A 14,010-nucleotide genomic window follows, 5' to 3' on the forward strand; every position below is an offset into this window, starting at 1 on the left:
TTAAAAACTAATTTCGCTGTGTCGTGAGATGCTACATCCAGTTTCGCTTACTAACTTCAGCTTTATATAAGACATAATTTATGTATTGCAAAATGTCTTTGCTAACAGCATAAAACTTAAGATCACCACCGGCGGTATGAAAAACAACATTCACCAGGTTTCTTCTGCGATACCAAATAGGTTGCTGCACACTTATAGATTGTATTTTAAACAATTGAAGGGTTTCTTCAGTTTTGTTCCAAAAGCCTTTTTTCTTTTGTAAAAAATCTTCGGTAAAAATTAATTTTCTAGCCCTAAATGCCAGTATTTGTAATGTTATTGCTATCAATATATACACGCCTACCAACATTAGCACAGCCCATAATTTAAAGTCTACAAAATCGGTAAAATACCAGATATAAAGAAAGATTAATATCGGCACCATACTCAATAAAATCTTTCGAAAGAGTAATAAATTATCAGGTTTAAAAACAGTTTTAAAATTAGTATGGGAAGATTCACTGTATAAAAAAGACTTTATCTTCTCTACAATTTGCTTTCCAAGACCCGGAATCTTTATTTTATTCTTCTGAAGTTCATTTTCACTGCTTGATAACGAAATTTGAGCCTCATAAAGGTTAAGCCGCTGCTGTACCGGATTGGTGGTTATCCGCATTAATTGAAGCCTTCTGGGTTGAAGCGATACCTTTGTATTGGTTTTTAAACCCATCTCCACTTCAAGCTTTTCCCTTGTTTGCCGAACTTTAAGTCCATAATATTTAATAAAAACCTCAATAATGGTAATGCCTATACTTAATATTAAAAGCAACACAAAAAGCAAGGCACTATATCCAATAGACTGAAGCACCCCCGAAAATTGATCTACATAAACTTCAACATCATCCAGGCGATCTTTAAAGTAAGTGTTGGCCCGGTTATAAATTCCCATCACAAAGGCAACAACCAGCGATAGCCCACGTAGATAATTTGTGCTTATTCCTATTTTTAAAAGGCTTAGAATACCAACTTTATGCGTCCAAATTTCACGATCTTCGGCCTCTACTCTTTTTTTATCTATTTGATTTGCTTCTACTTTTTCAGATTTAGCTTTTAAAAGAATTTCTGAAAGTCTATTCGCATCATTTTCTGAAATAGCTTGTATTTCTACCTCCTGTTGGTTACTTCCGGCGGTATCTATAACCAGGCTATAAACATTGATTATCCGCTGAAGGATAGAACGTTTAAAATATACCTGTTGAATCTTATCAAAAGGAATCGCTGAATTTTCAGTAGAAAAAATTCCCTTTTCCAATACGAATTCCTCACGTTCATAATCAATATAGAAAATGAATTTAAGGTAATAGACATAACTGTAGATTAAAGTTAAACCCATCAATACCACCAAGCCTATGCCTGTATAAATTAAAGTAGTTTTGCTAGAGCCGCTCAACAATAAGTAAGCACCCATAGCCCAAAATATTTTTACAAGTTTATAGAGACTGGAAATGAAGATGAGTAAAATTCCGGCTATAGATTGTCTTTGTGCAGTATGATAGGCTTTAGAATTCATCTTTAGAAATCTTAACCGCAAGGGCTTCTTTTAGCTGCAATGCCATTTTTGGATCAAGGCCAGGAATCGTAATATCACTTCCGCTTCCTCCCGCCGTAAAAATATTAAGGTTAGAAATACCCAGGATCTTATCCCAAACTCCCCTTGAAATTGAAACATGTTGTACCCTGTTAAACGGAACTATTGTTGTTTTATTAAAGATAAAACCACGCTTATAAACGATATCCTTTTCCCGTACGGCATAGCCCAGGCTTTGTAACAATTTATAATTATTCCAAAATCTAAAAATAAAGGCGGCTATAACAACAGCTAAAAGGATGCCTGTTTGCCACTGGTTTAGTTGAAAAAACCATAAAACACCAAGTATAGTAAACAAGACGAGCATAAATATGCCCGTCTGAATATTCATTTTTATAAGGTATGTAGACGAAACAGAAGAATAAGCTACCGACTCATATTTGGGTAAAGAGGCTAAATCAATCTGATCGTTACTAAAATCTTTACCTAAGGAATCCATTTTTTATCAAAATTGGGTTTTCTTTTCTCTAAAAAGGCATCGCGCCCCTCCTTGGCTTCGTCGGTCATATAAGCAAGACGGGTTACTTCTCCGGCAAAAACCTGCTGGCCAACCATTCCGTCATCAGTCATATTCATCGCGTATTTCAACATTTTTATAGAAGTTGGCGATTTAGCCATAATTTCCTGGGCCCATTCATAAGCCGTATCCTCCAGCTCATCATGAGGAATCACGGCATTTACCATGCCCATTTCGTAAGCCTCTTGTGCCGAATAATTTCTTCCCAGGAAAAAGATTTCGCGAGCTTTCTTCTGGCCTACCATTTTTGCTAAATATGCCGATCCATAACCCGCATCAAAACTCGTTACGTCAGCATCGGTTTGTTTAAAAATAGCGTGTTCTTTACTGGCCAGTGTTAGGTCGCAAACCACATGCAGGCTATGCCCACCGCCAACAGCCCAACCGGGCACAACACAAATTACAGCTTTAGGCATAAACCTTATTAAACGCTGTACTTCCAGTATATTTAACCTGTGATAGCCGTCTTCCCCAACGTAGCCTTGATGACCACGTGCTTTTTGATCTCCACCACTACAAAAAGCCCATTTTCCATCTTTAGAAGAAGGGCCTTCAGCTGAAAGTAATACACAGCCAATTGTGGTATCTTCATGCGCATCGTGAAAAGCGTCTAAAAGCTCTGATGTAGTTTTAGGTCTAAACGCATTTCTAACTTCCGGACGGTTAAAGGCAATTCGGGCAACACCTCCGGCTTTTTTATAAGTAATATCTTCGTATTCTTTTACAGTTTTCCAATTAATTTCACTCATAATTCTTTATTTTATCCAAAAATAAGCTTTTCAAATTATCTTAATATCTTTGTAGAGCAAATAGATTTGCATTGTTTTTGCTATACTAAAACAAAAGCCCTGATAATGAAATTTCGTTTACTCCTTATAAGCACATTTTTTTTAAGTATAACACCTGTTTTTTCTCAGGAATACTGGGACATGGCCGATTTTGAAATTAGCAATTATAGCATTGAACCCGCCTGGAGCGATCTAAGTTTTGGGCAACAATTTTTTCAGGGGGATTTTGATCTTCCCAGTGGAGAATTTCTAAATGTAGACCAAAATAAGCGTGCTACCGTAGATATGGTAGGAATTCTTGAGCAGCAACGCAATATGAAAAAACGCAGCGTAGATATTGGAACACCTTTACCTACAACTACTCAGAAAAAGAAAGCTTTCGAAATTTCTAATAATTATAGGCTTAGAGATAATGATGAAGTGTATAACGATGCGCTTAACTCAAATCCTTATTATCAAAACCAGCGAATTTATCAAAATGCCTTACATAGGCAACACCAGCGCCGAATGTATTACGGCTCTTACTATTATGCGCCTCGGGGCCGTTATTATTAGTCTTCTTTAAGATAAAGGCCGTTATCCTTAATCTCTATTTTTCTTTGCTTATAAAGCGTACCGGCAGCACGTTTAAAACTCTTTTTACTAATTCCCAATTGACCGTGAACAGCTTCGGGAGAAGACTTATCGGTAAGGTTTAAGTAGCCATCATTTTGTTTCAGCTTATCTAGAATAAGTTGGGCATTTGGCTCAATACTTCTATAACCCGGCCTTTGTAAACTTACGTCAATTTTACCATCAGCACGTGTTTTCTTAATAAATCCGCGCATTTCATCCCCTACGTTTATTTCCTGAAAAACATCGTCATGATAGATTAAACCTAAATGCAGTTGATTAATAATCACATTATAGCCTAAATCGCTTTTATTGCTTATTATTAAATCTACTTCTTCGAAAGGAGCTACGGTTAAGGACGAATTATCCAGGAATGCATGTACTTTACTGGAAGCAACCAAACGGTTGGTATCCTCATCTAAATAACAAAATACAAGGTAACGCCCACCTTTTTTCATGGGGTAAGCCTGTTCTTTAAAGGGTACAAAAAGATGTTTCTCCAGCCCCCAATCTAAAAAAGCACCAAATTCTGTAGTCTCTACGCATTTTAAAAAAGCGAATTCATCTAATTTCACCAGGGGTTCTAAAGTGGTTGCAACCGGACGTTCTTCGTGATCAAGGTATACAAAAACTTCAATTTCCTCCCCTATTTCAAATGTTTCGGGAATGTATTTATTGGGAAGTAAAACTTCATTCCCATCTTCATCGGTTAAAAATAATCCGGGTTCGGTTTCCCTTACAATATGAAGTGTATGATTTTCGCCAATTCTAAGCATAAGCTATATTTTGGAAACAAAGATACTTTATATTTACGGGCTTTTCTGCAAAACAAAAAAAATCCGTTTTCATACTCGGAAAACGGATTTCTATATAGTTTTAAAATCAAGTTTATTTAAAAACACTTTCTTTCTTAAAATGTTTGGTAAGTAGGTAATATACCACCGCACGATATTTGTTACGATTAGATTTACCGTATTTTTCCATAACGGCATTTAAACCAACATCCAGCTTTTCATCATCTTTTAAACCTAATTTTTTAATAAGAAAATTACGCTTCACGGTTTCCATTTCAGATTCTGAAGAACTGGAAACAGTCTCGGCATCACTTCTAAAAATACTGGGACCACAAGATTCTGTTACTTTTCTCAATAAATCTACATCGGGATTTTCTCCAGTTTTATCTTTTACATCCTGGATGTACTTACCTACCTTTTCATCGGTTTTTGTACTCATAATTAATAGTTTTTAGTTATTCTTCACTAATTTACTCAAAAGAGCCATATTTAAAAATTAAAATGCTCAAGATTTCATAAAATTAAAATATTCCAAAAGTACCTCGTCATTAATTTTTCTTGGCGTAAAAATTTCCAGGAGTTTTGGCTTTTCAGCAGGTTTAAAAAATTCTTTAAGATGCTCTTGTATCTCCTCAGAATTTTTAGCCGCTTTATACTGAAAACCATACATTTCACTCAGGTGTTTCGCCTGAAGTTGGTGTGTGGTTTCAAAATACTTTTCAAAATTATCGGTATTCTTATTTCCGGGGAGGATCCTAAAAATTCCACCACCGCTATTATTTATAACGATTATCCTAAAATTTTTAGGGATATAATTATTCCATAATGCGTTACTGTCGTAGAAAAAACTAAGATCTCCAGAAATTATTAGTGTTGGTTCAGCTTTTACACACGCAGCTCCTACTGCCGTTGAAATGCTTCCGTCTATCCCACTGGTGCCTCGATTACAAAAAATACGTAAACTTTCTTTCCACTTAAATAATTGCGCATATCTAATGGTAGAACTATTGCCCAGGTGTAACATATAATTTTCGGGCACATGTGGAACAATCTCCTGCATAGCCTTCAAATCTGAATAAGGAATTTCATTCATATATTCCTCATGACGCACTTGCCGATGGCTTTTTACTTCTTTCCAATAAGTTCCATAATCGCTTTGAACTTTATCTGTTAGCGGAAAAAAATGAGTAAAGAAAGAGTTTACTGTGGTCTCAAAATGTTTATTTAAGCAAAAAAATGTATTATATGCCTTCTTAGGATCAATATGCCAGTGTTGCTGTGGTTGAAAGTTCCTTAAAAAGGCTTTAATCTTCTTAGAAACAATCATGCCTCCAAAAGTAAGTAAGATTTCCGGTTGAAGCTTTTTAAACAGTTCCTCACTATCCCGATCTTTTTCTATAGGACCAATTAGGGTATCTATTCTTGTGAAAAAATCGGGGTGATTTAAATTGGAAGTGGTTTCGGTAAGCACAATAACCGACTCATCTCTGGCCAGTACTTCTAAAAATTCCTGCTCAACAATATTGGGTTGTGCTACCCCAACTATTATCATTTTACGTTTTGCCTTATTCCAAAGCTCGGCATAGCCCTGTAGCTGTTTTTGGGTATAGCTTCGTTCTACAATTTCAGGTAAGATTTGCAATGGGTTTACGTTCACATTTTCCACCAAATCATATAAGGGCTCATAAAATGGCACATTAATATGAACCGGCCCTTTCCCCTCTATCGCTTTGTTAAGTGCCAGATTTATTTCACGTTCATTGTGCTTTTGAGACTCAAACTGCTTTTGCTGAAGTTTTTTGTCGGTAGCTTCAGCATCCAAAACCAATTCGGAGTGTAAATTTGCTGAATACAGAATATGGTTTTCAAAAACGTTTTTTTGCCTAATGGTTTGACCATCCCCAATATCTATACGCTCTACGGGCCTGTCGGCCGAAATTATCACCAAAGGAATATCGCTGTAAAAAGCTTCTACAATAGCCGGGTAATAATTTAACAAAGCAGAGCCCGAAGTACAAACCAACGCTACAGGCTTTTGAAGCTGCTGTGCCATTCCCAGGGCGTAGAAAGCAGCACATCTTTCATCTACAATACTGTAAGGCTTAATACTTGGATGATGTGTAAAGCCAATAGTTAATGGAGCATTTCTGGAGCCGGGGGAAATTACTACGTGATGTATGTTTTTAGCAACGCATAGCGCTACAATAGATCTTGCAACAGGTATTTTAGAATATTTCACAAAGTTTATTTTTAAAAGCAGGTCTTATGAAAACCGTACAAGGTTCCAAAACCTGGAAGGCCATAAATTTTTAATCACGTCAACCTGAACTTGTTTCAGGTTCTAAGCCGAATAACTACATAGATTCTGAAATAAATTTAGAATGACGAGAAAGTTTATAGTAGACCTTATAGTATTTAAAACCTAATTGGTCATTATAATCAACTCAAAATTACAATTTCAAAAGCATTTTGAGAGAAAGTTTTGCCCTTATTTAACAAGTACAGATTTTATGGTATGAGACTTATTCACCGTCTCCTCCCATTCATCAACAGGATTGGAATCTTTTGTAATTCCGCCCCCAATAAACAGGCTGGCCCTGTCGGCTTCTAATTTCATACAGCGAAGGTTTACAAATAACGAAGTATGCTTTAAAACACTCGCGTAGGCCTGGTTTTCCTGATTTCTTCGATTACTGCTACGTTTAACTTCTTTTTTCATATTCATTTCTCCCAAAAATCCAGAATAGAACTCACGCTTATAGCCTTCACTTTTAAGAATAAACCTTTGTGCTTTTATCTTTGGAAGACCGCATACGGCGGGAGTTGGATGCAAAGCTAAAATTAAACTTTTAAGCTTAGATTTTTCCAAATCCAGTATTCCCTGAATATCTGTTTGTAAATGCAATAAATTTCCAGCTTTGGTAGTATAGGGCTCAGATCTATAAATTTTGCCCGAAACCTTATCCTGCAGGTTTTCCAGGATAGAATCTGTAACAATTTGTTGCTCTTCAATTTCTTTCTCTCCCCAATTTACATTACTTGTTCCTGCAAATGCCTGCGTTCCGGCAAGAGACATGGTTTTAAACTTATTGCGCTCTACATTTAAAAGGGTTTCGGGCGTGGCACCCAACCAGGTTCCTGTTTCGGGGTGGAACCAATAGTACACAAAAGCAGTCTCATATTTCTTGAGTAGATTTTTAAAAATCTCAACCGCATTAAGTTGTGTTTGCACGTCTTCTTTTCGGGATAACACTACTTTTTTAAATTCATCCTGTTGAATAGCTTCAATTCCTTGCTGAACCAATTCTTCGTGCTGTATTTTAGATTCAGTATTGGTTAACTCGGGAGGAAAATGCTGCTCTTCCTGCTTTTCTATAGCCGAAGTTGTAGGCGAATATTCTGTAGCAATACTTTCTGCACTTTCAGAAGGAACAAAAAGTGCACTCTTAGGGTTTTCAAAAGGGGCAAAAACAAAACCGCTTTCCTCATAAGATGATGTTTGGTAAGTTTTATCTGAATCCTGAAGCAAAGCCCTTGTCAACCCATTTTTGTCATTAGGATTTCTATATGCCACAAATGGATTTCCACTACGAATTTGCATCTCTAATTTTATAAAAAAATCTTCGCTATTCATTTTCTACTTCTTTTTAGGCAATGCTATGGTAGTAAGTTTTACGATAGAAATAAGGTTTTTATCCTCATCGGTAACCTTTATTTCAAAAAGTTGGGTGGTACGGCCTTTATGAACAAAGCTGGCTTTAGCATAAACAACACCTTCTGAAATACTTTTTACGTGATTGGCCGAAACTTCAATCCCGCGAACATAAAATTTATCGGTATCCAAAAAAACATAGCTTGCCAAACTCCCTACACTCTCTGCCAAAGCCACACTGGCCCCACCGTGCAATACACCATCGGGCTGGTGAACTTTTGAAGTAACCGGCATTTTAGCGATTAAATAGTCTTCTCCTACCTCGGTAAACTCTATCTCAAGAGTTTCCATAAGCGTATTTTTACAAACTTTTTTAGAAAGCTCCAGAAGTTCTTCTTTGGTCATAGCAATAAGATTGGTTTCTTTGCAGGCCACCTCGGGTAAACCGAGAGGCACTTTATAAAAATCTTTTTTGATTCGCAGTAAGCTTCGAATCATTTAAGCCTTTATTATTGAGTAAAAATACAAAACCGCCCTAAAAGATGAGTATTGAAAAGGAGCTTTCTTATCAAATTACCAATACGTATAGTGTTTTAAACCATTTCACTGAAAAAACAAAAACGGTATGGCTGGTTTGCCACGGAATTGGTTATTTGAGTCGCTATTTTCTTCGGCATTTTTATCATTTAAATACTGAAGAAAATTATGTGATCGCCCCACAGGCACAATCCAAATATTATCTCAATAACCAATATAAACACGTAGGTGCCTCCTGGCTTACCAAAGAAAGAACCGAGGCCGAAATAGAAAATGTACTAACTTATTTAGACGGGGTTTATACAGCCGAAAATCTTAAAAATGCACCAAGGCTTATTATTTTGGGGTATTCTCAAGGAGTTTCGGTGGTAACCCGTTGGATAGCCTCCCGTAAAATTAATTGCGAAGAACTGATTATGCATTCAGGAAAAGTTCCAGCCGAATTAACAAGAGAAAGCTTTCAGTTTTTAAAAAATACTAACTTCAGTTTTATTTATGGAACCGAAGATGAATACCTGAAAAACGGAATTATTAAAGTGGAAAAAGAACGATTAAAAGATCTTTTTCCACAAAATTTTAAAATAAAAACCTACAAAGGTGGTCACGAATTTAATACTGCACTTATAACGGAATTTGCTTAAATTGACTTTTCGGCTACACATTCAAAGCTTTTAAATGAAACAAAAAATTACTTCTAAAAAATCTATCCTAAAAAGTATAGGGCCGGGCTTTTTGTTAGCCGGGGCTGCAATTGGTGTTTCACATTTAGTACAGGCCACAAGGGCCGGTGCCGATTACGGTTTTATCTTAATTTGGGTTTTAATTATAGCTTGTGTTTCAAAATATCCATTTCTGGAATTTGGTTCTCGTTTTGCCGCAGGTACCGGAAACCATTTAATTACCGGCTACAAAAAACTCGGAAAATTCCCTTATTGGATTTATATCCTAATCACCATAGGAAGTATGTTTATTATACAAGCTGCAGTAACCATTGTCACTGCCGGTTTAGCCGAGCGTTTATTTAATTTTGGTTGGCCGCCATTTCTATGGAGCGCAATTATTCTTATTGCCTGTATCGCTCTGCTTTTAATAGGAAAATATCCCGGCCTCGATAAAAGCATGAAAATTATCGTTACGGTATTAACCCTTGCAACCCTGGCTGCCGTTATCCTGGCCTTTAGCCCCGAAACTATAAATAATGCAATAAGCACACAGCCACCTTCGCTTTGGACAACAGCAAGCCTGGGGTTTATAATCGCTTTTATGGGCTGGATGCCTATTCCTCTAGATGCTTCGGTGTGGCATTCTATATGGACTCGCGAAAAAGCCAGCCAGAACAAAAACAAAATTTCGGTTAAAGGAGCTTTTGCCGATTTTAACCTGGGATATCTTTCGGCCGCATTTATTGGTTTACTTTTCTTTTTACTGGGAGTTTTAGTAATGTTTGGCAGCGGTACTTCATTCTCCAGCAACAGTGTAGAATTTTCAAGTCAGTTGGTAGATTTATACGGAAAGACCCTTGGCGAATGGAGCAAACCTTTAATATCGGCAGCTGCTTTTATTACCATGTTAAGTACGGTTATAACAGTTACTGATGCCTATCCAAGAGTGATTTCAGAATTAAAAGATCCTGAAAAAGATAAACCTGAAGATAAAAAAGGCAAATGGCAGGTATACTGTGTTTCTATCTTTATTATCCCTATTCTTTCACTTTCAATTTTGTATTTTCTTTCAGGATCATTTACCATTTTGGTAGATTTTGCTGCCGGACTTTCATTTCTTTCAGCTCCCTTTCTGGCCTGGTTTAATTACAAACTGGTAAGCGGAGAACAAATGCCGGAAAAACATAGGCCGGGAAAAAATTATAAAATTTTCAGCTTAGTTTGTTTTGCGCTTTTAGTGGCCTTTAACTTTGTGTATTTATATTATAATTTTTTGACTTAGTTTTTTAATCAAATGATTCTTGCACACTAAGTTCACCTTAAGTAAACTACCTCTTGGCAAGCCCACGAGGCATTCGTTGGAAACAATTTTTTAATTTCGAGGCAAGCCCCGGGGTATTAAATCCTTTGGCGGTGCCAATTAAACACAGGAATTTTTATCAACCGAAAACACTTTTTCTTTTAATACTTCAATATCACCATTAGCTGTAAGCTTAAGGTGATACCTATTGGTTTGAATTGGCGTGCAATAACTAACAGTTTTTAATACTATAAGTTCAAAACTGGAATTTGTAGCTTTTATAGCACCGCCATCAATATCATTAATTCTATAATAATAATCGTTTGCACGAATCCAAAGCAAAGCCTCTTCCTTTGTATTTATAGCACCTAAAAATTGCAGTAAATCGTCTGTAGAAGCAACCAGGTTGTTTTCATTATCGGCTTGATATTTTAAATAATAAAAACATAATCCCGGTAAGCAACTGGGAGCAAAACCGTATTCCGGTTTTAAATTGTTAAACTCCTCCTTGCACATATCGTCTTCTTCACTGGCACATAGCACTCCGTTTTGACCTATAATTTTTTCGTTAAAATCATTCGGGCCGTTTACCAAAGCATATACAAGCTCCCAATAATTGTTTTCTATACCGGGATCCAGGTCATGAAAAGGATATTCTTCTGAAATTGGCTCAAAGCCTTTGGTAGAAATAGTGTCGTCAGTACTACAGGAAACAAAAAGAACGAGTGTAAAAAACAATATTGATATTTTCATAATAATCGATTTCTTAATAGATACAAAATCCCTAAAAAGTTGCGTTTAAAAATAAAAAAAGCGCAATCAAATTAATGATTACGCTTTTTGGTATTATTATTTAAGCTCGATTTTTAAAGATCCCGAAACAGGTTCGGGGTAAGCGATTCGCACACTTTTCAAAAACTCCAAACGAAAATTGAATTTTTCGAGGAGGCTGTCTAAAAAGTCTATTCTCGTCAAGCTGAACTTGTTTCAGCTTCTAACATGTTTTTAATTACCAACACGTTAGATCTTGAAATAAATTCAAGATGACGGTTTTAAAACCTTTTCTGACAGCTTCAAGCGATTCGCACATTTTTCAAAAACTCCAAACGAAAATTGAATTTTTCAAGATCCCGAAACAAGTTCGGGATAAGCGATTCGCACATTTTTACAAGCGCAAAGCGCCTGTAAAAATGGCTCTCTGCTTACTTCACTTCTTCAAAATCTACATCTTCTACGTCGTCTCCGCTTTTAGAGTTTCCTCCGGCTTGCTGGCCGCCTTCGGCTCCGGTAGCACCTTGTTGCGGTCCTGCCTGGCCTCCCTGGGCTTCAGCTTGTGCTTTATACATTTCTTCGGAAGCAGTTTTCCAGGCTTCGTTCAATTTGTCTAAAGCAGGAGTAATTTGATCCAGCTCTTTAGTTTCGTAAGCTTTCTTCAATTCTTCTAAAGCTTCTTCTACCGGCTTTTTCTTATCTTCAGAAATCTTATCGCCAAATTCTTTTAACTGCTTTTCAGTTTGGAAAATCATAGCATCAGCTTCGTTAAGCTTATCTACTTTTTCTTTGGCTTTCTTATCGGCATCAGCATTTGCTTCAGCTTCCTTCTTCATTTTCTCGATTTCTTCCTCGGTTAACCCTGAAGATGCTTCAATACGAATATCCTGAGATTTTCCGGTTGCTTTATCGGTAGCACTTACTTTAATGATACCATTGGCATCAATATCAAAAGTTACTTCAATTTGAGGTGTTCCTCTTGGCGCTGGTGGAATTCCGTCTAAGTGGAATCTACCAATAGTCTTGTTATCGGCCGCCATTGGACGCTCCCCTTGCAATACATGAATTTCTACTGATGGCTGATTATCGGCCGCGGTAGAGAATGTTTGCGATTTCTTGGTAGGAATGGTAGTATTGGCTTCAATAAGTTTTGTGTTCACTCCTCCCATAGTTTCAATACCTAAAGAAAGTGGTGTAACGTCAAGTAGCAATACATCTTTTACATCTCCGGTAAGTACACCACCCTGGATAGCTGCACCAATAGCAACAACCTCATCTGGGTTTACTCCTTTAGAAGGTTTTTTACCGAAAAATGCTTCTACTTCTTCCTGAATTTTAGGAATACGGGTAGAACCACCAACAAGAATTACCTCATCGATATCGCTTTTTGAAAGCCCGGCATCACTAAGTGATTTTTTAACAGGCTCCATAGAACGAGTCACCAACTCTGCAGCCAATTGCTCAAACTTAGAACGGGTAATTGTTTCTACAAGGTGCTTTGGGCCACTTGAAGTTGCAGTTACATAAGGTAAGTTAATTTCAGTTTGACTTGAAGAAGACAACTCGATTTTAGCTTTTTCAGCAGCTTCTTTTAAACGCTGAAGTGCCATTGGGTCTTTTCTAAGATCTATATCTTCAGCCTTTTGGAAAGTATCTGCAAGATAGTCTATTAACACCTCATCAAAATCATCACCACCAAGGTGCGTATCACCATTTGTAGATAATACTTCAAATACACCATCACCTAATTCAAGGATAGAGATATCAAAAGTACCTCCACCAAGGTCATAAACTGCAATTTTTTGATCCTGGGATTTCTTATCTAAACCGTATGCAAGCGCAGCTGCAGTAGGCTCGTTTATAATTCGGCTTACTTTTAAACCTGCAATCTCCCCGGCTTCTTTTGTAGCCTGGCGCTGAGAATCGTTAAAATATGCCGGTACGGTAATTACTGCTTCATTTACTTCCTGCCCAAGGTAATCTTCTGCTGTTTTCTTCATTTTCTGAAGTACCATTGCAGAAAGTTCTTGTGGAGTATATTTTCTACCATCTATTTCTACACGAGGGGTATCATTATCACCTTTTACTACTTTATAAGGTACCCTACCGGCTTCTTTAGAAGACTCAGAGTATTTATTCCCCATAAAACGCTTAATAGAAGAAATAGTTTTGGTTGGGTTAGTAACTGCCTGACGCTTGGCCGGGTCACCAACTTTTATTTCGCCACCTTCTACAAAAGCAATTACAGAAGGGGTAGTTCTTTTTCCTTCAGCATTAGGTATTACCGTTGGTTCATTTCCTTCCATTACGGAAACGCACGAGTTGGTAGTACCTAAATCAATTCCAATTATTTTACTCATAACTTTATACGTTGAATTTTATATTATTGATTTCAATTCTTCGAAGTCTTAAAGTCAATCTTTATGCCAGCGAAAAACTTATGACAGGTTGTCATTTTTTCAACCAGGCACTTGTCAAATATGCGCTTTTCCTTGTAATAAAAAGTAATTCAACACAAGTCAGGTTCCCTTGTAATAAATTACCTCCTGGCAAGTTAACAAGGCATTAAATGGAATATTTTTTAAATTCGGGGCAGTCTTAGAGTATTTATATATCGAATAAAACACAATAAGAATACTATTAAATTTGAAGTATTTGCTCAGCATAAAGATGTTAGCAGTTTTTAATTTTTAATGTGATTTACTATTTACGAAATCGTTTTAATATTTCAATAAAACATTCTCTTTCAT

The 14,010-nt window shown here is 36.7% G+C and carries 13 protein-coding genes; 3 read left to right on the plus strand and 10 right to left on the minus strand.

All coding sequences use genetic code 11. From position 1 onward, the window contains the following. Positions 1–31: 31 nt before the first annotated feature. Genes GUB10_RS02920 through GUB10_RS02930 form a run of 3 tightly spaced genes read right to left on the minus strand, consistent with a single transcriptional unit; the run spans position 32 to position 2,893 of the window. The gene (locus tag GUB10_RS02920; RefSeq protein ID WP_193709942.1) at positions 32–1,549 is read right to left on the minus strand and encodes a PH domain-containing protein; all 1,518 of its coding nucleotides are present in this window, start codon (positions 1,547–1,549) and stop codon (positions 32–34) included. After that, positions 1,539–2,066, minus strand: a complete 528-nt coding sequence (locus GUB10_RS02925) for a PH domain-containing protein (protein WP_193709943.1) — start codon at positions 2,064–2,066, stop codon at positions 1,539–1,541. Before GUB10_RS02925 ends, GUB10_RS02920 begins: the two co-directional genes overlap by 11 nt. Continuing rightward, positions 2,054–2,893, minus strand: a complete 840-nt coding sequence (locus tag GUB10_RS02930) for a 1,4-dihydroxy-2-naphthoyl-CoA synthase (RefSeq protein ID WP_193709944.1) — start codon at positions 2,891–2,893, stop codon at positions 2,054–2,056. Before GUB10_RS02930 ends, GUB10_RS02925 begins: the two co-directional genes overlap by 13 nt. Positions 2,894–2,998: 105 nt before the next feature. Here GUB10_RS02930 and GUB10_RS02935 point away from each other — a divergent pair, with 105 nt between their 5' ends. Then, complete coding sequence (locus GUB10_RS02935) at positions 2,999–3,487, plus strand: hypothetical protein (protein ID WP_193709945.1); 489 nt, start codon at positions 2,999–3,001, stop codon at positions 3,485–3,487. On the opposite strand, the gene GUB10_RS02940 is transcribed toward GUB10_RS02935, so the two are convergent. The 5 genes from GUB10_RS02940 to GUB10_RS02960 form a co-directional block, all read right to left on the minus strand. Next, positions 3,484–4,320: a S1 RNA-binding domain-containing protein gene (locus tag GUB10_RS02940; protein ID WP_193709946.1), complete on the minus strand. Its 837-nt coding sequence runs from the start codon at positions 4,318–4,320 to the stop codon at positions 3,484–3,486. The genes GUB10_RS02935 and GUB10_RS02940 overlap by 4 nt on opposite strands. 112 nt (positions 4,321–4,432) lie before the next feature. Beyond that, positions 4,433–4,777, minus strand: a complete 345-nt coding sequence (locus tag GUB10_RS02945; protein ID WP_193709947.1) for a DUF2853 family protein — start codon at positions 4,775–4,777, stop codon at positions 4,433–4,435. A 66-nt stretch (positions 4,778–4,843) separates the two neighbouring features. Next, positions 4,844–6,577 (minus strand): 2-succinyl-5-enolpyruvyl-6-hydroxy-3-cyclohexene-1-carboxylic-acid synthase, encoded by a 1,734-nt coding sequence (menD, locus tag GUB10_RS02950; protein WP_193709948.1) that lies wholly within the window; start codon positions 6,575–6,577, stop codon positions 4,844–4,846. Positions 6,578–6,826: 249 nt separating this feature from the next. Then, entirely contained in the window at positions 6,827–7,972 is a 1,146-nt protein-coding gene (locus GUB10_RS02955) for a chorismate-binding protein (RefSeq protein ID WP_193709949.1), read from the minus strand. Positions 7,973–7,975: 3 nt separating this feature from the next. Further along, positions 7,976–8,395, minus strand: a complete 420-nt coding sequence (locus GUB10_RS02960; protein WP_193710018.1) for a PaaI family thioesterase — start codon at positions 8,393–8,395, stop codon at positions 7,976–7,978. A 137-nt stretch (positions 8,396–8,532) separates the two neighbouring features. On the opposite strand from GUB10_RS02960, the gene GUB10_RS02965 reads away from it, so the two are divergent. Both GUB10_RS02965 and GUB10_RS02970 read left to right on the plus strand, forming a co-directional pair. Next, positions 8,533–9,168, plus strand: a complete 636-nt coding sequence (locus GUB10_RS02965) for an alpha/beta hydrolase (protein WP_193709950.1) — start codon at positions 8,533–8,535, stop codon at positions 9,166–9,168. 34 nt (positions 9,169–9,202) lie between these two features. Next, positions 9,203–10,471 (plus strand): NRAMP family divalent metal transporter, encoded by a 1,269-nt coding sequence (locus tag GUB10_RS02970; protein ID WP_193709951.1) that lies wholly within the window; start codon positions 9,203–9,205, stop codon positions 10,469–10,471. A gap of 138 nt (positions 10,472–10,609) precedes the next feature. Here the strand turns inward: GUB10_RS02970 and GUB10_RS02975 are convergent, their stop codons facing one another. After that, the gene (locus GUB10_RS02975) at positions 10,610–11,242 is read right to left on the minus strand and encodes a hypothetical protein (protein WP_193709952.1); all 633 of its coding nucleotides are present in this window, start codon (positions 11,240–11,242) and stop codon (positions 10,610–10,612) included. A gap of 449 nt (positions 11,243–11,691) precedes the next feature. Then, positions 11,692–13,620, minus strand: a complete 1,929-nt coding sequence (gene dnaK / locus GUB10_RS02980; RefSeq protein WP_193709953.1) for a molecular chaperone DnaK — start codon at positions 13,618–13,620, stop codon at positions 11,692–11,694. Between the last annotated feature and the right edge of the window lie 390 nt (positions 13,621–14,010).

It is taken from the genome of Salegentibacter sp. BLCTC (assembly GCF_015143665.1).
Taxonomy (GTDB): domain Bacteria; phylum Bacteroidota; class Bacteroidia; order Flavobacteriales; family Flavobacteriaceae; genus Salegentibacter; species Salegentibacter maritimus.